Source organism: Streptomyces sp. NPDC032091 (assembly GCF_055580265.1).
The window spans coordinates 8,033-29,664 of record NZ_JBVILR010000015.1; the positions used below are offsets into that span (position 1 = coordinate 8,033).

A 21,632-nucleotide genomic window follows, 5' to 3' on the forward strand; every position below is an offset into this window, starting at 1 on the left:
CGAAATGGTTCGACGCGGCGGCCGGGCGGCCGAAACGCTCCCGATAACGCCATGAAAAACCGGCTCCTTAATGTCCGAGGCATGTGGAACGCGAATTGAGGAGTCGGAACGATGTCAGGTGAGGCGATACGGGACCTGCGGCCGGCCGGGAAGTCCCCGGTACGGACGGGTCTGCTGCGACGGCTCGCGGAGCACGCGGCCGCCACCCCGGACGGCATCGCGGTGTCCGGTGCGCGGACGCGGTTCAGCTACCGGGAGTTCGACCGCATGACCGCCGGGCTCGCCGCCCGGCTGCGGGAGTCGGGAATCGGGGCGGGCGACACGGTCGCCGTCCACGCACGGCGCACGCCGGCACTGGCCCTCGCGCTGGTGGCCGTCGCCCGCAGCGGCGCGGCCTTCCTGGTGTGCGACTCCGCGCACCCGGCCGGCCGCCTGCGGCTCCAGGCCGGGCAGGCGCGGGTGAAGGCATGGCTCGCCTGCGACCCCGGGGGCGTCCCCGACGGGCTCGCGGACGGCCTGCCGGTGATCGACGTGCTCGGCGGCGCCCCCGACAGCGGGTCCATGCCGGCCGACGTAGGCGGCCCCGCCGCCTACGTCGCCTTCACCTCCGGCACCACCGGCCGCCCGCGGGGCATCGTCGGCGGCTGGGAGCCGGTCGAGCACTTCATCGAGTGGTACGCCGCCGCGTACGGCATCGACCGCACGGTGCGCGGCGCCGTGCTCTCCGGACTCGGCCACGACCCGCTGCTGCGCGACGTGTTCGTCCCGCTGTGGAGCGGCGGCACGGTCGTCTTCCCCGAAGCCGACATACGCGAGGCCCAGGCCATCGGCCAGTGGCTCGCCGACGAGCGGATCACCCTCGCCCACCTGACCCCGGGCCTCGGCGACGCGCTCGCCGACAGCGCCCCCGAGGGCGGCTGGCCCGCGCTCCGCCTGGCCGGCTTCGGCGGCGAGGCACTCGCCTGGCACACCGTCGACGCCTGGACCGCACTCGCCCCCCAGGCCCGCGTCCTCAACCTCTACGGCACCACCGAGACCCCCCAGGCGGTCTCCGTGTACGCCGCCGCCGAACCCGGCCGCCCCGCCCCCGAGCGGTACGGCGCCAGGGTCCCCCTCGGACCGGGCATCGACGGGGTCGAGCTGGCCGTGGAGGAGGGCGGGCTCGTCGTCCGCACCCCGTACCTGGCCCGCTACGCCGACGACACCGCCCCCGAGGGCTTCGCCGGCAGCTACGCCACCGGGGACCAGGTGCGCGTCCTGCCCGACGGCACCCTGGAGTTCACCGGCCGCCGCGACGACCAGCTCAAGATCCGCGGCCACCGCGTGGAGCCCGCCGAGACCGAGGCCGCGCTGCTCGCCGCCCCCGGCGTCGCCCGGGCCGTCGTCACGGTGCAGGGCGACGCGCTCATCGCGCACGTCGTCGCCGCGCCGGGCCGGCGCGTCCACGCGGACGAGGTCCGCCTGTTCGCGGCCACCCGCCTGCCCGAGTACGCGGCCCCCGCGCACGTCGCCGTGCACGACGCGCTGCCGCTCACCCCCAACGGCAAGGTCGACCGGGCCGCGCTGGCCGCGCCGCGCGCCGCCTCCCCCGAGCGCCGCACCCCGCGCACCGCCCGCCAGGAGATCCTCTGCGGCCTGTTCGCGGAGGTGCTCGGCGTCGCCCAGATCGGCCCCGACGACGACTTCTTCGTCCTCGGCGGCCACTCGCTGAAGGCCAACCGCCTCGTCAACCGCATCCGCCGGATCCTCGGCGTCTCCATCCCGGTCAACGCCGTCTTCGACGCGCCCACCCCCGCCCGCCTCGACCGCAGGCTGGAGACCGCCGGCGGCGGCCGGGCGGAGCTCACCCCCGCCGTCCGCCCCCAGCGGCTGCCGCTGTCCAGCGCCCAGCGCAGGCTCTGGTTCGTCCAGCAGCTCGACACGGACGACACCTCGTACAACATCGCCCTCACGCTGGAGCTGACCGGCCCGCTCGACCGGCAGGCGCTCGCCGCCGCGCTCGGCGACCTCACCGACCGGCACGAGGTGCTGCGCACCGTCTACCCCCAGCACGCCGGCGAGCCCTGCCAGCTGGTCCTCGACCGCGCGCACCCCGAGCTCCACACCGTGGACGCCACCCCGGAGGGCCTGGCCGACGAACTCACCCGCCAGGCCCGCCACCGCTTCGACCTCGCGGCCGAGCCGCCGCTGCGGACCGTCCTGCTGGCCACCGCGCCCGAGCGGCACACGCTGCTCGTCCTGCTCCACCACATCGCGGCCGACGGCGCCTCCTTCGGCCCGCTCGCCCAGGACCTGTCGACCGCCTACACCGCCCGGCTCGCGGGCCGCGCCCCCACCGGTGAGGGACTCCCCGTCCAGTACGCCGACTTCACCCTGTGGCGGCAGGGCGTCGAACGCCCCGAGGACGACCTCGCCCACTGGCAGGAGCGCCTGGCGGGCCTGCCCGACGTCCTGGAACTGCCCACCGACCGGCCCCGGCCCCCCGTGGCGTCCGGCCGCGGCGGCCGGGTCAGGTTCACCGTGCCGGCCGACCTGCACGACCGGCTGACCCTGCTCGCCCGGCGCACCGGCACCACCGTGTTCATGACGGTCCAGGCGGGCATCGCCGCGCTGCTCACCCGCCTCGGAGCCGGCACCGACATCCCCATCGGCACCGCCACCTCGGGCCGCTCCGACGAGCTCCTCGACGGCCTGATCGGCTGCTTCAACAACACGGTGTGCCTGCGCACCGACACCTCGGGCGCCCCCACCTTCCTGGAGCTGCTGGGCCGGGTCCGCGAGGGCGACCTCGCCGACTTCGCCCACCAGGACCTGCCGCTCGACCGGCTGGTGGAGCACCTCAACCCGGTCCGCTCCCTCGCGTACCACCCCCTGTTCCAGACCATGCTCACCTTCCAGGGCGCCGAGCGGACCTCCTTCTCGCTGCCCGGCCTCGACGTCACCCTCGACACCGTCGACCGCCGCGCGGCCAAGGTCGACCTGTCCTTCCTCTTCGAGGAGGAGGCACCCTCCGGCGCCGAGGGCGCGGGCCGCCTCGCCGGAACCCTGGAGTACGCCGCCGACCTGTTCGACCACGACAGCGCCGCACTCCTGGCGACCCGCCTGGTACGCCTCCTCGCCGCCGCGGCGGCCGAACCCGAGCTGTCCATCGGCGACCTGGAGGTCATGGACGAGGCCGAGCGCCGGCGGATCCTCGTCGAGTGGAACGACACCGCCCGCCCGCTCGCCGAAGCCACCCTCCCCGAGCTGTTCGAGCGGCAGGCGCTGCGCACCCCGGGCGCGCCGGCCGTCGAACACGCCGGCGTCGGCCTGACCTACCGCGAGCTGGGCGAGCGCGCCAACCGGATCGCCCGCCGCCTCATCTCCCTCGGCGCCGGCCCCGAGACCTACGTGGCCGTCGCCCTCGACCGCTCCACCGACCTGGTCGCCACCCTCCTCGGCATCGCCAAGGCGGGCGCCGCCTACCTGCCGCTGGACCTGGCCCACCCGGACGACCGGATCGCCTTCGTCCTCGACGACATCAAGCCCGTCGCCGCCGTCACGACCCGCGCCACCGCCGGCCGGATGCCCGCGGGCGTCCCGCAGCTCACCCTCGACGCCGCCGGAACCCAGGCCGACCTGCGGGCGACCTCCGCCGCCGACGTCACCGACGCCGAGCGCACCGCCCCGCTCACCCCCTCCCACCCCGCCTACGTCATCTTCACGTCCGGCTCCACCGGCCGCCCCAAGGGCGTCGTGGTCGAACACCGCTCCCTCAACGCCTACCTGGCCTGGGCGCGGGACGCGTACGACAGCGTGGCCGGGCGGGCCCTGGTCCACTCGCCGGTCTCCTTCGACCTGACCGTCACCGGCCTGTTCGCCCCGCTCACCGCGGGCGGCACGGTCCAGCTGGTCGAACTCGACGGCCGCACCGGCGACGGAGCCCCGCACCGGCAGCCCGACTTCGTCAAGGCCACCCCCAGCCACCTGCCCCTGCTCATCGAGCTGGACGGCGGCTTCTCCCCGGCCCGCCAGCTCGTCCTGGGCGGCGAGTCGCTGATGGGCGAGGTCCTCGAACAGTGGCGGGCCCGCCACCCCGAAGCGACCGTGATCAACGAGTACGGTCCCACCGAGACCACCGTCGGCTGCACCGAGTTCCGCATCGGCCCCGGCGAACCGGTCCCGGCCGGAGTGGTCACCATCGGCCGCCCCGTCTGGAACACCCGGATGTACGTCCTCGACGCCCGGCTGCGGCCGGTGCCCGCCGGGGTGCCGGGCGAGCTCTACATCGCGGGCGACCTGGTCACCCGCGGCTACCACGGCCGCCCCGAGCTCACCTCCGGCCGCTTCGTCGCCGACCCCTGGGGACCGGCCGGCGCCCGCATGTACCGCTCCGGCGACCTGGCGCGCTGGAACTCCGCCGGACTCCTGGAGTTCATCAGCCGGGTCGACCACCAGGTCAAGGTCCGCGGCTTCCGCATCGAGCCCGGCGAGATCGAATCCGTGCTCGGCGCCCACCCGGACGTCCTCCAGGCCGCCGTCGTGGTCCGCGAGGACCGTCCCGGGGACAAGCGGATCGTCGCCTACGCCGTACCCGCCGGCCCCGCGCCCGCCCCGCTCGAACTGCGCGCCTGGACGGCCGAGAGGCTGCCCGAGTACATGGTCCCGGACACCGTCGTCCTGCTCGACGAGTTCCCCGCCACCGCGAACGGCAAGCTGGACCGCACCGCCCTGCCCGCCCCGGCGGAGCGCACCGCCCCCGCCGCCGGACCCCAGGCGCGCACGGCCCGCGAGGAGATCCTGCGCGGCCTCTTCGCCGAGGTCATCGGCCTCGACGAGGTCGCCGTGGACGCCAACTTCTTCGACCTCGGCGGGCATTCGCTGCTCGCCACCCGGCTGATCGGCCGCATCCGGTCGGTCTTCGGCGCCGAGGTCTCCCTGCGCACCCTCTTCGAGGCCCCCACGGTCCGCGAGATGGCCGCGCGCATCGACACCGCCGGCCGGGCCCGGGTCCCGCTCGTGCCGCAGCCGCGCCCGGAGCGGATCCCGCTCTCGGCCGCCCAGCGCCGCCTGTGGTTCCTCAACCGGCTGGAAGGGCCGAACGCCACGTACAACGTCCCCCTCGTGCTGCGCCTCGACGGCCCGCTGGACGCCGCCGCCCTGCGCGCCGCGCTCGGCGACCTCGTCACCCGGCACGAGAGCCTGCGCACCCTCCTCACGGAGGAGAACGGCGTACCCCGCCAGGAGATCCTGCCGGCCGACCGCGCCCGCGTGGACCTGCACGTCGAGGACGTCACGCCCGCCGCCCTGGAGACGGCGCTCGGCCAGGCCGCCCGGTACGCGTTCACCCTGGACGCCGAACCCCCCGTACGGGCCACCCTGTTCCGGCACGCGCCGGAGCGGCACGCCCTGCTCCTGCTGATCCACCACGCGGCCGCCGACGGCTGGTCCACCGGCCCGCTGCTGCGGGACCTGTCCCGGGCCTACGCCGCCCGCCAGGGCGGGCAGGCCCCGCAGTGGGCCCCGCTCACGGTGCAGTACGCCGACTACGCGCTGTGGCAGCAGGAGGTGCTCGGCTCCGAGGACGACCCGCAGAGCCCCCTGGCCGGCCAGGTCGGCTACTGGAGCGGCCGGCTCGCCGGACTCCCCGAGCTGATCGAACTGCCGCTGGACCGCCCCCGCCCGGCCGTCGCCTCGCACCGGGGCGAGCTGATCCCCTTCCGGATCGGCACCGACGCGCACCAGGCGCTCAAGTCCCTCGCGCGCACCACCGGCACCACCGTCTTCATGGTCGTCCACGCCGCGCTGGCCGCGCTGCTGACCCGCCTCGGCGCGGGCACGGACGTGCCCGTCGGCACGGCGGTGGCGGGCCGTTCGGACGAGGCCCTGGACGATCTCGTCGGGTTCTTCGTGAACACCCTGGTGCTGCGCACCGACACCTCGGGTGACCCCACCTTCCGTGAACTGCTGGAACGGGTCCGGGAGGTGGACCTGGGGGCGTTCGGCCACCAGGACGTGCCGTTCGAGCGGCTGGTCGAGATCGTCAACCCGGTCCGTTCCCTGGCCCACCACCCCCTCTTCCAGGTCATGCTCGTCCAGCAGGACGGGGCGGACGGATCCCTCGCGCTGCCCGGGGTCACCGCACGCACCGAGGACCTGAGCGCGGGCGTCGCCAAGTTCGACCTGGTCCTGTCCTTCCAGGAGGACCGGGACGGGGTCGGCGGCAACCTCGGCTTCGCCACCGACCTCTTCGACCGGGCCACCGCCCAGGCCGTCGCCGACCGCCTCGTGCGCGTCCTCGAAGCGGCCGCGGCCGACCCGGAGCAGCCGGTCGGCGCCCTCCCCATCGTCACCGAGGAGGAACGCCGGACCCTGCTGCACACCTGGAACGACACCGGCCGGCCCGTCCCGGAGGGCTCCCTGCCCCGGCTCTTCACCGCACAGGCCGCCCGCACCCCCGACGCCCCGGCCCTGCGCCTGGGCTCCGACACCCTCTCGTACGCCGAACTCGACCGGCGCGCCAACCGCTTCGCCCACCGGCTCATCGGGGAGGGCGTGGGCCCCGAGTCGCGGGTGGCGCTCTTCCTGGAACGCTCCTTCGACGCCGTCGTCGCGATCCTCGGCATCCTCAAGGCGGGCGCCATGTACGTCCCGCTGGACGTGCGCTACCCGGCGTCCCGCCTCCGGGTCATCCTCGACGAGGCCGCCATCACGATGGTCGTCACGGACCGGACCGACCTGGAACTCCCGCCGGGAGCCCGGACCCTGGAGCCGACCGCGGACGGCATGCCCGACCACGACCCGGCCGTCCCGGTCGACGCCGGACAGCTCGCCTACGCGATGTTCACCTCCGGCTCCACCGGCACCCCCAAGGGCGTCGCGGTCACGCACGGCAACATCGCCGCGCTCGCCGTCGACGGCTCCTTCCGGGGCGGCGCCCACCAGCGGGTGCTGCTGCACTCGCCGCTCGCCTTCGACGCCTCGACGTACGAGCTGTGGGTACCGCTGCTCGCCGGCGGCGAGGTGGTCATCGCCCCGCCCGGCGAGGTCGACATCGACGCGCTGAAGAGGATGCTGGACGGCGAAGGCCTGACGGCGGTGTTCCTCACCACCGCACTGTTCAACCTGCTCGCCGAGGAGCCGGGCAACCCGCTCGCCGCCCTGCGCGAGGTCTGGACCGGCGGCGAGGCCGGATCGCTCACGGCCATGCGCCACGCCGTCGACCACTGCCCCGACACCCGGGTCGTGCACGTCTACGGACCCACCGAGTCCACCACGTACGCCACCCGGCACCTGGTCCGACGCCCCTACGACTACCGCGGGATCCCGCCGATCGGCGGCCCCATGGACAACACCACCGCGTACGTCCTCGACGCCCGCCTCCAGCCGGTGCCGGTCGGCGTACCGGGAGAGCTGTACATCGGCGGCGCCGGCCTCGCCCGGGGCTACCTGGGGCGGGCGGCGCAGACGGCCGGACGCTTCGTGGCCGGCCCCTTCGGGACGCCGGGCGGGCGCATGTACCGCACGGGCGACGTGGTGCGCTGGTGCGCGGACGGCCAGCTGGAGTTCGTGGGGCGGGTCGACCACCAGGTGAAGGTGCGCGGTTTCCGCATCGAGCTCGGCGAGATCGAGTCCGCCCTCGCGGGCCGGCCGGGCGTGGACCAGGTCACGGTGATCGTCCGTGAGGACCGGCCCGGCGACAAGCGGATCGTGGCCTACCTGGTGGGGGACGCCCCCGCCGAGGCGCTGCGCGCGGCGGTGGCCGAGCGGCTGCCGGAGTACATGGTCCCCTCGGCGTTCGTCACGCTGGAGGCGCTGCCGCTCACGCCGAACGGCAAGCTGGACCACCGGGCCCTGCCGGCCCCGGTGTTCGCCGGCGAGAGTGGCGGCCGGGCCCCGCGGACGGCGCAGGAGGAGATCCTCTGCGGCCTGTTCGGTGAGGTCCTCGGCCTCGACCGGGTGGACCCGGAGGCCAACTTCTTCGAGATGGGCGGGCACTCGCTGCTCGCGACCCGCCTGATCAGCCGCATCCGCTCGGTCTTCGACGCCGAGATCGAGATTCGCACCCTGTTCGAGAGCCCGACCGTGGAGACCCTCGTCGGTCGCCTCGCGGGAGCCGAGAAAGCCCGGCCCAAGCTGCGGCCGATGAAGCGGTCCAAGGAGACGTCATGATTCCCCTCTCTTACGCACAGCGGCGCCTGTGGTTCCTGTACCGCCTCGAAGGCCCCAGCGCGACATACAACGTTCCGTTGGCGTTGCGGCTGGACGGGTCGGTGGACGTGGCGTCGGTGAGGTCGGCGCTGGGTGATGTGGTGGGGCGGCACGAGAGTCTGCGGACGGTGTTCCCGGCTGTGGACGGGGTGCCGCGGCAGGAGGTGGTGCCGGCCGGTGAGGCCGTGGACCTGCTGGAGGTCGTGGAGGTTGCGGCTTCGGGGCTGGAGGAGGGGCTGGGTGAGGCGGCGCGGTACGCGTTCGCGCTGGATGCCGAGCTGCCGTTCCGGGCGACGTTGTTCCGTGTCGACGGTGGCGGGGACGTGCTGCTGCTGGTGCTGCACCACATCGTGGCCGACGGCTGGTCGGCGGGCCCGCTGCTGCGGGACCTGTCCCAGGCCTACGCGGCCCGGGTGGAGGGCGCGGCCCCCGCGTGGGACGAGCTGGAGGTCCAGTACGCGGACTACGCGCTGTGGCAGCAGGAGGTGCTGGGTTCCGAGGAGGACCCGGCGAGCCTGATCTCCCGCCAGTCGGAGTACTGGCGCCAGGAGCTGGCCGGTCTCCCGGAGCTGATCGAGCTGCCGCTGGACCGGCCCCGTCCCGCCGTCGCCACCCACACCGGCGACATCGTTCCGCTGGAGCTCGACGCCGACAGCCACGCGGCCCTGGCCCGGCTCGCCCGCCACACCAACAGCACCATGTTCATGGTTTTCCACGCGGCGCTCGCGGCGGTGCTGACCCGCCTCGGCGCGGGCACCGACGTACCCGTCGGCACGGCCGTGGCCGGCCGTTCGGACGAGGCCCTGGAGGACCTCGTCGGGTTCTTCGTGAACACCCTGGTGCTGCGCACCGACACCTCGGGGGATCCGACCTTCCGCGAGCTGGTCGAGCGGGTCCGCGAGGCGGACCTGGGGGCGTTCGCCCACCAGGACGTGCCGTTCGAGCGGCTGGTCGAGATCGTCAACCCGGTCCGCTCGCTGTCCCACCACCCGCTGTTCCAGGTCATGCTCGTCCTGCAGAACAACGCCGAGAGCAAGCCCTCCCTGGGCTCCCTGACCGCCCGGGTCGAGGACCTCGCCGTCGGCACCGCCAAGTTCGACCTCGCCTTCACCCTCCACGAGCGGCACACCGCCGACGGCACCCCGGCCGGGGTGGGCGGAGCGCTCACCTACGCCACCGATGTGTTCGACCGTGGGTCGGTCGAGGTGTTGGTGGGGCGGTTGGTGCGGTTGCTGGAGGCGGTCGCGGGTGATCCGGATCGTCGGGTGGGTGCGTTGGAGGTGCTGGCTCCGGGGGAGCGGGCGCGGATGCTGGGCGAGTGGAACGACACCGCTCGTGAGGTTCCGGACGGTTCGTTCGTGGAGTTGTTCGAGGAGCGGGTGCGGTTGGCGCCGGGTGCGGTGGCCGTCGAGTTCGGTGATGTGGCGCTGTCGTATGCGGAGTTGAACGGGCGGGCGAACCGGCTGGCGCGGTATCTGGTGGGCCGGGGTGTGGGGCCGGAGCGTCGGGTGGCGGTGGCATTGCCGCGGTCGCTGGAGTGGCTGGTCGCGGTCCTCGGTGTGATGAAGGCCGGTGGCGCGTATGTTCCGGTGGACCCGGAGTACCCGGCCGACCGGATCGCGTACATGCTCCAGGACGCCGAACCCGTCGCCGTCCTCACCCGGGCGGACACGGTCGGGGTCCTGCCGGACGACGTCCGCCCGACCCTGGTCGAGGACCTGGCACTGGAGGCGTACTCCGGGGCCGACCTGACGGACGCCGAGCGCACGGCGCCGCTGCTGGTGGGCTCCCCGGCCTGGGTGATCTACACGTCGGGCTCCACCGGCCGCCCCAAGGGCGTCGTCGTCAGCCACGCGGGCGTCGCGAGCCTTTCCCTGTCCCAGATCGAGTCCTTCGGGATCACCGCCGACAGCCGGGTGCTCCAGTTCGCCTCGCCGAGCTTCGACGCCGCCGCCTGGGAAGTGGTCATGGCGCTGCTGTCGGGGGCCCGGCTGGTGCTGGCTCGGTCGGAGGAACTGCTGCCGGGCGAGCCACTCGCGGCGCTCCTGGCCCGGCACGGCGTCACCCACGCGACGCTGCCGCCGGCGGCGCTGGCCGTGATGCCGGAGGACGGCCTGCCGGCCGGCATGACCCTGGTCGTGGCCGGTGAGGCCTGCCCGCCGGCGATGGTCGCCAAGTGGTCCCGGGGCCGCCGCATGATCAACGCGTACGGTCCCACCGAGACGACGGTGTGCGCCACGATGAGCGGCCCGCTCTCCGGAGCGGTCACCCCGCCCATCGGCACCCCCCTCACCAACTTCCGGGTGTACGTCCTGGACTCCGCCCTGCGGCCGGCGCCCGTCGGCGTGTCCGGCGAGCTCTACGTCGCGGGCGCCGGCCTCGCCCGGGGCTACCTGGGCCGCGCGGAGCTGACCGCGGGCCGTTTCGTCGCCGACCCCTTCGGGACGCCGGGCGGGCGCATGTACCGCACCGGTGACGTCGTACGGTGGCGGGCCGACGGCCAGCTGGAGTTCGTGGGCCGGGTCGACCACCAGGTGAAGGTACGCGGTTTCCGCATCGAGCTCGGCGAGATCGAGTCCGCCCTCGCGGGCCGGCCGGGCGTGGACCAGGTGACCGTGATCGTCCGCGAGGACCGGCCCGGCGACAAGCGGATCGTGGCCTACCTGGTGGGTGACGCCCCCGCCGAGGCGCTGCGCGCGGCGGTGGCCGAGCGGCTGCCGGAGTACATGGTCCCCTCGGCGTTCGTGACGCTGGAGGCGCTGCCGCTCACGCCGAACGGCAAGCTGGACCACCGGGCCCTGCCGGCCCCGGTGTTCGCCGGCGAGAGTGGCGGCCGGGCCCCGCGGACGGCGCAGGAGGAGATCCTCTGCGGCCTGTTCGGTGAGGTCCTCGGCCTCGACCGGGTGGACCCGGAGGCCAACTTCTTCGAGATGGGCGGGCACTCGCTGCTCGCGACCCGCCTGATCAGCCGCATCCGCTCCGTCTTCGGAGTCGAACTCCAGGTGCGCACCCTCTTCGAGGCCCCCTCGGCCGAGGGCCTGGCCCAGCGTCTGAACGGCGCCGACCGCGCCCGTACCGCCCCCACGGCACGGCAGCGGCCGGACACGGTGCCGCTGTCCTTCGCCCAGCGCAGGCTGTGGGTGCTCGACCAGGTCGACGGCCCCAGCGCGACGTACAACGTTCCGTTGGCGTTGCGGCTGGACGGGTCGGTGGACGTGGAGTCGGTGAGGTCGGCGCTGGGTGATGTGGTGGGGCGGCACGAGAGTCTGCGGACGGTGTTCCCGGCTGTGGACGGGGTGCCGCGGCAGGAGGTGGTCCCGGCCGGTGAGGTCGGGGAGCTGCTGGAGGTCGTGGAGGTTGCGGCTTCGGGGCTGGAGGAGGGGCTGGGTGAGGCGGCGCGGTACGCGTTCGCGCTGGATGCCGAGCTGCCGTTCCGGGCGACGTTGTTCCGTGTCGACGGTGGCGGGGACGTGCTGCTGCTGGTGCTGCACCACATCGTGGCCGACGGCTGGTCGGCGGGCCCGCTGCTGCGGGACCTGTCCCAGGCCTACGCGGCCCGGGTGGAGGGCGCGGCCCCCGCGTGGGACGAGCTGGAGGTCCAGTACGCGGACTACGCGTTGTGGCAGCAGGAGGTGCTGGGTTCCGAGGAGGACCCGGCGAGCCTGATCTCCCGCCAGTCGGAGTACTGGCGCCAGGAGCTGGCCGGGCTCCCGGAGCTGATCGAGCTGCCGCTGGACCGGCCCCGCCCCGCCGTCGCCACCCACACCGGCGACGACGTCGACATCCGTATCCCCGCCGACGTCCACCGGTCGCTCTCCGCGCTCGCGGCGAAGACCGGCACCACCACCTTCATGGTCCTCCAGGCGGCGCTCGCCGCGCTGCTGACCCGCCTGGGTGCCGGCACGGACGTGCCCGTCGGCACCGTGGTGGCGGGCCGTTCGGACGAGGCGCTGGACGATCTGGTCGGGTTCTTCGTGAACACGCTGGTGCTGCGGACGGACACTTCGGGGGATCCGACCTTCCGCGAGCTGCTGGAGCGGGTCCGCGAGGCGGACCTGGGGGCGTTCGCCCACCAGGACGTGCCGTTCGAGCGGCTGGTCGAGGTCGTCAACCCGGTCCGTTCCCTGGCCCACCACCCCCTCTTCCAGGTCATGCTCACCCTCCAGTCGCAGGAGCGGGCCTCGCTCCGGCTGGGCGACCTGCCCACCGAGGTGTCCGGCCTCGACGTCGGCGCCGCCAAGTTCGACCTCGGCTTCAGCCTTGCCGAACAGCGGTCCGACCACGGCGACCCCGCCGGTATCGCCGGCAGCGTCGTCTACGCCACCGATGTGTTCGACCGTGGGTCGGTCGAGGTGTTGGTGGGGCGGTTGGTGCGGTTGCTGGAGGCGGTCGCGGGTGATCCGGATCGTCGGGTGGGTGCGTTGGAGGTGCTGGCTCCGGGGGAGCGGGCGCGGATGCTGGGCGAGTGGAACGACACCGCTCGTGCGGTTCCGGACGGTTCGTTCGTGGAGTTGTTCGAGGAGCGGGTGCGGTTGGCGCCGGGTGCGGTGGCCGTCGAGTTCGGTGATGTGGCGCTGTCGTATGCGGAGTTGAACGGGCGGGCGAACCGGCTGGCGCGGTATCTGGTGGGCCGGGGTGTGGGGCCGGAACGTCGGGTGGCGGTGGCGTTGCCGCGGTCGCTGGAGTGGCTGGTCGCGGTCCTCGGTGTGATGAAGGCCGGTGGCGCGTATGTTCCGGTGGACCCGGAGTACCCGGCCGACCGGATCGCGTACATGCTCCAGGACGCCGAACCCGTCGCCGTCCTCACCGAGGCCGGGCGTGCCGGGCAGCTGCCCTGCGCCCCCGAGGCGCTGGTGCCCGTCGACCGGCTCCCGCTCCAGGACCTGGACGCGGCGGACCTGACCGACGCCGACCGCACGGCCCCGCTGCTGGTGGGCTCGCCGGCGTACGTGATCTACACCTCCGGCTCCACCGGCCGCCCCAAGGGCGTCGTCGTCACCCACGCCGGTGTCTCCTCGCTGGCCACCGGCCAGATCGAGCGGTTCGCGGTGGAGTCCGACAGCCGGGTGCTCCAGTTCGCCTCGCCGAGCTTCGACGCCGCCGCCTCCGAGGTCTTCATGGCGCTGCTGTCGGGGGCCCGGCTGGTGCTGGCGCGGTCGGAGGAACTGCTGCCGGGCGAGCCGCTCGCGGCGCTCCTGGCCCGGCACGGCGTCACCCACGCGACGCTGCCGCCGGCGGCGCTGGCCGTGATGCCGGAGGACGGCCTGCCGGCCGGCATGACCCTGGTCGTGGCCGGTGAGGCCTGCCCGCCGGCGATGGTCGCCAAGTGGTCCCGGGGCCGCCGCATGATCAACGCGTACGGTCCCACCGAGACGACCGTGTGCGCCACGATGAGCGGCCCGCTCTCCGGAGCGGTCACCCCGCCCATCGGCACCCCGATCCTCAACGCCCGCATCCGCGTCCTCGACGACCGGCTCCAGCCGGTGCCGGTCGGCGTGCCCGGCGAGCTGTACGTCGAGGGCTCCGGTCTGGCACGCGGCTACCTGGGGCGGGCGGCGCAGACGGCCGGCCGCTTCGTGGCCAGCCCCTTCGGGGCGCCGGGCGGGCGCATGTACCGCACCGGTGACGTCGTACGGTGGCGGGCCGACGGCCAGCTGGAGTTCGTGGGCCGGGTCGACCACCAGGTGAAGGTGCGCGGTTTCCGCATCGAGCTCGGCGAGATCGAGTCCGCCCTCGCGCAGCAGCCCGGCGTGGTCCAGGTGACCGTGATCGTCCGCGAGGACCGGCCCGGTGACAAGCGGATCGTGGCCTACGTCGTCGGCGACGCCCCCGTGGAGGCGCTCCGCGCCGCGGCCGTCGACCGGCTGCCCGAGTACATGGTCCCCTCGGCGTTCGTCACGCTCGACGCCCTCCCGCTCACGCCGAACGGCAAGCTGGACCACCGGGCGCTGCCGGCCCCGGTGTTCGCCCCGGCGGACGGCGGCCGGGCCCCGCGGACGGCGCAGGAGGAGATCCTCTGCGGCCTGTTCGCCGAGGTCCTCGGACTCGACCGGGTCGACCCCGAAGCCGGCTTCTTCGCGATGGGCGGCGACAGCATCCTCGCCATCCAGCTGGTCAGCCGCGCCCGCCGCGCGGGCCTGGTGTTCTCCGCCCGCGACGTGTTCGGCCACCAGTCGGTCGCCCAGCTGGTGCTGATCGCCCAGGCCGTGCGGCAGGACACCGCCGACACCGCCGAGGAACCCGACGCCGGTGAGCCGACGGCCACGCCGATCATGCACTGGCTGCGGGAGCTCGGCGGTTCCTGGACCGGCTTCAACCAGTCGATGACCGTCCAGGTGCCCGCCGGCGCCGACGGGCAGCGGCTCACGGCGACGGTGCAGGCCCTCCTCGACCGGCACGACGCCCTGCGCCTGCGGGCCCTGCCGGACGGCGACGGCTGGCGCCTCGACGTCCGCGAGCCCGGCGAGGTCCGCGCCGCCGACCTGCTGCACCGGGTCGACGCCGACGGCCTCGACGACGAGGAACTCGCCGCCGTCGCGACCGCGGAAGGGGAGACCGCCCGGCAGCTCCTCGACCCCGGGCAGGGGACCGTGATCCGCTTCGTCTGGTACGACCGGGGCCCGCTCCGGCCGGGCCTGCTCCTGGTCCTCGCGCACCACCTGGCGGTGGACGGCGTCTCCTGGCGCATCCTGCTGCCCGACCTGGCGGCCGCCTGGGACGGCGAGGAACTCGCGCCCGTACCGGCGTCCTTCCGGCGCTGGACCCGCGCACTGGCCTCCGCGGCGGCCGGGCGGCGCGCCGAACTCCCGCTCTGGCAGGAGATCGCCGCCACCCCCGACCCGCTGCTCGCCGCCCGCGCCCTCGACCCGGCACGGGACACCGGGGCCTCCGCGTGCTCGGTCACCCTGACCCTGCCCGCCGACGTCACCGGCCCGCTGCTCACCACGGTCCCGGCCTCCTTCCACGGCGGAGTGAACGACGTCCTGCTCACGGCCCTCGCCCTCGCCGTCCGCGACCACCGGCGGGCGCACGGGGCGGACGCCCCGGCGCTCCTGCTGGACCTGGAGGGACACGGCCGCGAGGAGATCGCCGACGGGCTGGACCTCTCCCGCACCGTCGGCTGGTTCACCTCGCTCTACCCGGTGCGCGTCGAGCCGGGCGACGTCCCGCTCGCGAGCGCCCTGAAGCGGGTCAAGGAACAGCTGCGCGCCCTGCCCGACCACGGCATCGGCTACGGGCTGCTCCGCCACCTCGACGAGGAGTCGGCGGGCGCCCTCTCCGGCCGGCCCGCCCCGCAGATCGGCTTCAACTACCTGGGCCGCTTCCCCGCCGCCCCGTCGGGGGGCGCCTCCGGCGGATTCACCTCCGCCGGGGACTGGGCGGCCGTCTCCGGAGTCCCGTCCCCGGAGCCCCGCGACCCGGACATGCCGGTCGGACACGCGCTGGAGATCAACGCCCTCACCCGCGACCTCCCCGGCGGCCCCGAACTGACGGCCACCTGGACCTGGCCCCGCGAACTGTTCGACGAGGGCGCGGTGCGCGCCCTGGCCGAGGGCTGGTTCGACGCGCTGCGCGCCCTCGCCGACAGCGTGCGCGAGCCCGACGCGGGCGGGTTCACCCCCTCCGACCTCTCCCTGGTGACCCTGAGCCAGGACGAAATCGACGACCTGGAAACCGAACTGAGGTACATCGCATGAAGACATCCGGACTCGAAGACGTCCTGCCGCTCTCCCCGCTGCAGGAAGGCCTCCTCTTCCACGCCCTCGCCGACGAACCCCGGCCGGGAACGGCCGACGCCGACGTCTACACCACCCAGATGGTCCTGGAGCTGACCGGACCGCTGGACGCCGCCCGCCTGCGCACCGCCGCCGAAGCCCTGCTGCGCCGCCACGCCAACCTGCGCGCCGGCTTCCGGCAGCGGGCCAACGGCCAGGCCATCCAGGTCGTGCACCGCGACGTCCCGCTGCCCTGGGAGGAGACCGACCTCGGCCACCTGCCGGCCGGACGGCGCGACGAGGCCCTGCGGGCCGTGCTCGCCGAGGAGCAGGCCCGCCCCTTCGACCTGGCGGCCCCGCCCGCCCTGCGGTTCCGCCTCGTCCGCCTGGAAGCGGAGCGCCACCGCCTCGCCCTGACCAACCACCACATCCTGTGGGACGGCTGGTCCGCCCCGGTGCTCCAGCGGGAACTGCTCGCCCTGTACGCCGACCACGGCGACCCGTCCGGCCTGCCTCCCGTCAGCCCCTACCGCAACTACCTGGCCTGGCTCTCCCGCCAGGACCGGGACGTCTCCGAGCAGGCCTGGCGGTGCGCCCTCGACGGCCTCGCCGGCCCGACCCTGGTCGCCCCCGGACCGGAGCGCCGGCCCGTCCAGCCGGAGTACCACACCGTCGAACTGCCCGAGGAGCTCACCGCCACCGTCCTCGCCGGGGCACGGGCCGACGGGCTGACCCTCAACACCCTCCTCCAGGGCGTCTGGGCACTCACCCTCAAGGAGCTCACGGGCCGCGACGACGTCGTCTTCGGGTCCGTGGTCTCCGGCCGCCCGCCGGAGATCCCCGGCATCGAGACCATGGTCGGCCTGTTCATCAACACCGTCCCGGTCCGCGTCCGCCTCGACGCCGGCCTGCCCCTGGCCGAAGCCCTGCGCACCCTCCAGGACGAGCAGGCCCTGCTCCTCGACCACCAGCAGCTGCGCCTGGGCGACGTCCAGCGCATCGCCGGCACCGGGGACCTGTTCGACACCGTCCTCACCGTCGAGAACTACCCCGGCGGCGGCGAGGCCCCGCCGTCCTACGCCGGGGTGCGGGTCAGCGGCGTCACCGGCAAGGACGCCGCGCACTACCCGCTGCGGCTGATCGCGGGCCTCGCCGGCGCACGGCTCCTGGTCCGTCTGGAATACCGTCCCGACCTGTACGGGCCCGCCGCGGCCGAGGCCGTCCTCGGCCACGTCGTGCGGATCCTGGAGGCGACCGCCGAACGGACCGGGCCGACCGTGGGCGAACTGCCCGGGCTGCCCGCCGCCGAGCGCGCCCTGCTGCCCGAGCACGCAGCGGCCGCCGCCCCGGCCGCCGCCGCCCCGGCCCGGACCACGGGCAGCTCCCCGCAGCAGGAGATCCTCATCGGCCTGTTCGCCGAGGTCCTGGGCCAGCGCGGGCTCTCCCCCGACGACAGCTTCTTCGCCAAGGGCGGCCACTCGCTGTCCGCGCTGAAGCTCCTCGGCCGCGTCCGCGCCGTCTTCGGCGTCTCCCTGCCCGTCCGCGCCCTGTTCGAGGCGCCCACCCCGGCCCAGCTGGCGGAGCAGATCCGCCGGGCCGCCGGCGAGACCGCCCGCCCCGAACCGGTCGCGGGCCGGCGCCCCGAGCGGATCCCGCTCTCCTTCGCCCAGCAGCGCCTGTGGTTCATGCACCGGGTGGAGGGCCCCAGCGCCACCTACAACGTACCGATGCCGCTGAGGCTCACCGGCGACCTCGACCTGTTCGCCCTCAACGCCGCCCTCGGCGACCTGGTCGAGCGGCACGAGAGCCTGCGCACCGTCTTCCCCGACGACGCGGGCGACCCGTACCAGCTGGTCCTGGAAGGGGTCGCGCCGCCCGTCGAGGTGGTCGAGACGGACGCCGAGCACGCCGCCGAGGTGCTCGCCGAAGCCGCCCGCCACGCCTTCGACCTCACCGAGGAGATCCCGCTGCGCGCCACCGTGCTGCGGATCTCCGAGCGCGAGCACGTCCTGCTGCTGCTCGTCCACCACATCGCCGCCGACGGCGGCTCGGTCGCCCCGCTGCTCGGGGACCTCGCCGAGGCGTACACCGCCCGCCACGCCGGACTGGCGCCCGACTGGCAGCCGCTGCCCGTCCAGTACGCCGACTACACCCTGTGGCAGCGCGAGCTGCTCGGCGACGAGAACGACCCCGAGAGCCTGCTCGCCACCCAGCTCGCCCACTGGCGGACCGTCCTGGCCGGCGCCCCCCTCCAGCTCGACCTGCCCGCCGACCGGCCCCGCCCGGCCGCGCCCGACCACCGCGGCGGCTTCGTGGAGTTCCACCTCGGGGCCGACGACCACCGCCGGCTGGTCGCCCTGGCCCGGTCCGCCGGCTCCACCGTCTTCATGGTCGTGCAGGCCGGACTCGCGGCCCTGCTCAGCCGGATGGGCGCCGGGGACGACATCCCGCTCGGCACCGCCGTGTCCGGGCGCGGCGCCCCGGCCCTCGACGGACTCGCCGGGTTCTTCGTCAACACCCTCGTGCTGCGCACCGACACCTCCGGCGACCCCGCCTTCCGCGAGCTGATCCGCCGGGTCCGCGAGGCCGACCTGGCCGCCTACGCCCACCAGGAACTGCCCTTCGAGCGGCTCGTGGAAGCCGTCAACCCGGTGCGCTCCGCCGCCGTCCACCCCCTCTTCCAGGTGATGCTGGCCTTCCAGAACAACGCCGGGGCCGCCATGGAACTGCCCGGCGTGACCGTCCGGTTCGAGGGGATCGGCACAGGGACCGCACGCTGCGACCTCTCCTTCAGCATCGCCGAGACCCAGACGGCCGACGGGGACGCGGGCGGCCTGCGGGGCATCGTCGAGTACGCCTCGGCGCTGTTCGACCCGCAGACCGCGCAGGAACTCGCCGACCGGTTCGCCCGGCTCCTCGCCTCCGCCGCCGCGGACCCGGCGCTCCCGCTGAGCGCGCTCACCCTCCTCTCCGGGACGGAGGAGGAGGCACTGCGCGCGGAGTGGACCGGCAATCCCGCGGCCGTCGCCCCCGACACCCTGCCGGCGCTGTTCGAGCGGCAGGCGCGCGAGACCCCCGACGCACCCGCCGTCGAGTGCGGGGACACCGTCCTCGGCTACGCCGAACTGGACGCGCGGGCCGAGGAACTGGCCCACCGGCTCGCCGCCCTCGGCGCGGGCCCCGAACGGTTCGTCGCCCTGGCCCTGCCGGCCTCGGCCGAACTGGCCGTCGCCGTCCTCGCCGTCGTCAAGACGGGCGCCGCCTACGTGCCGCTCGACCCCGACTACCCGGCCCAGCGGCTCACGCTGATGCTCGACGACGCCCGCCCGCAGGCCGTGCTCACCACCGCGGCCCTGGCCGGACGCCTCCCCGCCACCGACGCGCCCGTCGTGCTCCTGGACGACGCGCCGGCCGGCCCCGCCCCGGCGGCGCCGAGGCCGCGGCCCGCGCTGCGGCCCGACCACCCCGCGTACGTGATCTACACCTCGGGGTCCACCGGCACCCCGAAGGGCGTCGTGGTCACCCACGCCGGCCTCGCCGCCCTCGGCGCGAGCAGCCACACCGCCCTCGGCGCCGGCGAGGGGAGCCGCGTCCTGCAGTTCGTGTCCCCCAGCTTCGACGTGTCGGTCGCCGAGCTGTGCATGGCGCTGCTGACCGGCGCCTGCCTGGTCATCCCCGAAGAGCGGTACGTCGGGGACCGGCTGGCCGCCTTCCTCGCCGAGCGGAGCATCAGCCACGTCCACCTGCCGCCCGCGGTCCTCGCCGGGCTGCCGGAGACCGACCTGCCCGCCCTGACCACCCTGATCACCGGCGGCGAGGCCTGCACCCCGCAGCTGGTGGCCCGCTGGGCACCCGGCCGCCGCATGATCAACGCCTACGGACCCACCGAGGCCACCGTCGAGGTCACCTACGGACTCCAGGACCCCGAGGACCCCGCGTCGGTCCACTCGATCGGCCGCCCCCTCCCGGGCATGCGGACCTACGTCCTGGACCGGGCGCTGCGCCCGCTGCCCGCCGGAGCCATCGGCGAGCTCTACATCGCCGGGCCCGGTGTCGCCCGCGGCTACCTGCACCGCTCCGTCCTCACCGCGGGCCGCTTCGTCGCCGACCCCCACGGACCGGCCGGCGGCCGCATGTACCGCACCGGGGACCTGGTCCGCCGCACCCGCGACGGCCGGCTCGACTTCGTCGGCCGCACCGACGGGCAGGTCAAGCTGCGCGGCTTCCGCATCGAGCGCGGCGAGGTCGAGGCGGCGCTCCTGGAGGGCCCCGGCGTCACCCGGGCCGCCGTCGTCGTACGCGAGGACCGGCCGGGCATCCGGCGCCTGGTCGCCTACCTGGTGGCCGGACCCGACGGGGTCGACGTCCCCGAGGTGCTCGGCGCCCTCCACGGCCGCCTCCCCGAGTACATGGTGCCGTCCGCCGTCGTCGTCCTCGACGCGCTGCCGCTCACCCCCAACGGGAAGCTGGACGAGCGCGCCCTGCCCGCCCCGGCGGAGGAGTCCGGGGGCCGCGCCCCGCGCACGGCCCGCGAGGACGTGCTGTGCCGCCTCTTCGCGGAGGTGCTCGGCGTCGACTCGGTCGGCATGGACGACAACTTCTTCGACCGCGGCGGCCACTCCCTGCTCGCCTCCAAGCTCGCCGGCCTCATGGGCCAGGTGCTCGGCGCCGAGCCCACCGTCCGGGAGGTCTTCGAGGCACCCACCCCCGCGCTGCTGCTCGCCCGGATCGACGGCGAGGACGGCGGGGAAGGCTCCGGCTTCGCGCCGCTGCTCCCGCTGCGCACCACCGGCTCGCGCCCCCCGCTGTTCTGCGTGCACCCGGTGGGCGGCCTCGGCTGGTCCTACTCCGGCCTGCTGCGCACCCTCGACCCCGAACAGCCCCTGTACGGCCTGCAGTCCACCGGCCTCGACGGCACCGCGCCGATGGCGGCCACGCTGGAGGAGATGCTCGACGGGTACGTCGAACAGATGCGCACCGTCCAGCCGCACGGCCCCTACCGGCTGCTCGGCTGGTCCCTCGGCGGCACCCTCGCCCACCTGCTCGCCGCCGAACTCCAGGCGCGAGGCGAGGAGGTCGAGCACGTGGTGCTGCTGGACGCCTTCCCGGTCGAGGAGCACCGGCGCCACGAACTGAGCGCCGGCCAGGTGCTGCGCGACCTGTTCCAGGCGTACGCACGGCTGCACGGCGACGACCCCGACGCGGTGCCCGCCGACACCGCGGGGGTCCACGCCCGGGTCGTCCGGTACATGGGGCTCAGCGACAGCGAGCTGCGCCACCTCGACGAGGAGCAGCGCGGCGCGGTGCTCGACGTCCTGGTCAACAACGTACGGCTGGTCTCGCCCGTACGGCCCCCGCTGTTCAAGGGCGACCTGCTGCTCGTGGCCGCCACGGAGAACGTGCGCGAATGGGCCGACCAGAGCGCCTGGGAGCCCTACCTGTCCGGGGTGATCGAGCGGTTCGAGGTGGCCGCCACCCACGAGTCCCTGGTCGGGCCGGCGCCGGCCGCCGAAATCGGCAGGATGCTCTCGACGCGCCTGTGAAATCAGCAGTACCCGCCCGCCCGGAGGCGGCGACCGGTCCGACCGGTCGCCGCCTCCGGGCTTTCGCGTCCGATCATTCGCCGGAACAGGACCGATATTCCGTCGATAAGGCGGCTCCATATCGTCTTTTCCGTAGAGGTGGAGCCGGGAATCGGCCCACGCGAATGAGCTGATATTCCCGATG

3 protein-coding genes are annotated in these 21,632 nt (G+C 74.6%); all 3 read left to right on the plus strand.

Annotation, left to right across the window (positions count from 1 at the left end; translation table 11 throughout):
• Positions 1-111: 111 nt before the first annotated feature.
• Genes ACZ5NJ_RS23355 through ACZ5NJ_RS23365 form a run of 3 tightly spaced genes read left to right on the plus strand, consistent with a single transcriptional unit; the run spans position 112 to position 21,448 of the window.
• A complete protein-coding gene (locus tag ACZ5NJ_RS23355) occupies positions 112-8,151 on the plus strand; it encodes an amino acid adenylation domain-containing protein (RefSeq protein ID WP_468767083.1) in 8,040 nt (2,679 codons plus the stop codon).
• On the plus strand, positions 8,148-15,887 hold the full coding sequence (locus tag ACZ5NJ_RS23360) for an amino acid adenylation domain-containing protein (RefSeq protein ID WP_468767084.1): 7,740 nt from the start codon (positions 8,148-8,150) through the stop codon (positions 15,885-15,887). Before ACZ5NJ_RS23355 ends, ACZ5NJ_RS23360 begins: the two co-directional genes overlap by 4 nt.
• Positions 15,884-21,448: an amino acid adenylation domain-containing protein gene (locus tag ACZ5NJ_RS23365; protein WP_468767085.1), complete on the plus strand. Its 5,565-nt coding sequence runs from the start codon at positions 15,884-15,886 to the stop codon at positions 21,446-21,448. Before ACZ5NJ_RS23360 ends, ACZ5NJ_RS23365 begins: the two co-directional genes overlap by 4 nt.
• The last annotated feature ends 184 nt before the right edge of the window (positions 21,449-21,632 follow it).

What these genes read in the sequence shown, in the direction of transcription:
- ACZ5NJ_RS23355 (WP_468767083.1), top strand. Translation starts at nt 112, where the DNA reads ATGTCAGGTGAGGCGATACGGGACCTGCGGCCGGCCGGGAAGTCCCCG.
- ACZ5NJ_RS23360 (WP_468767084.1), top strand. Translation starts at nt 8,148, where the DNA reads ATGATTCCCCTCTCTTACGCACAGCGGCGCCTGTGGTTCCTGTACCGC.
- ACZ5NJ_RS23365 (WP_468767085.1), top strand. Translation starts at nt 15,884, where the DNA reads ATGAAGACATCCGGACTCGAAGACGTCCTGCCGCTCTCCCCGCTGCAG.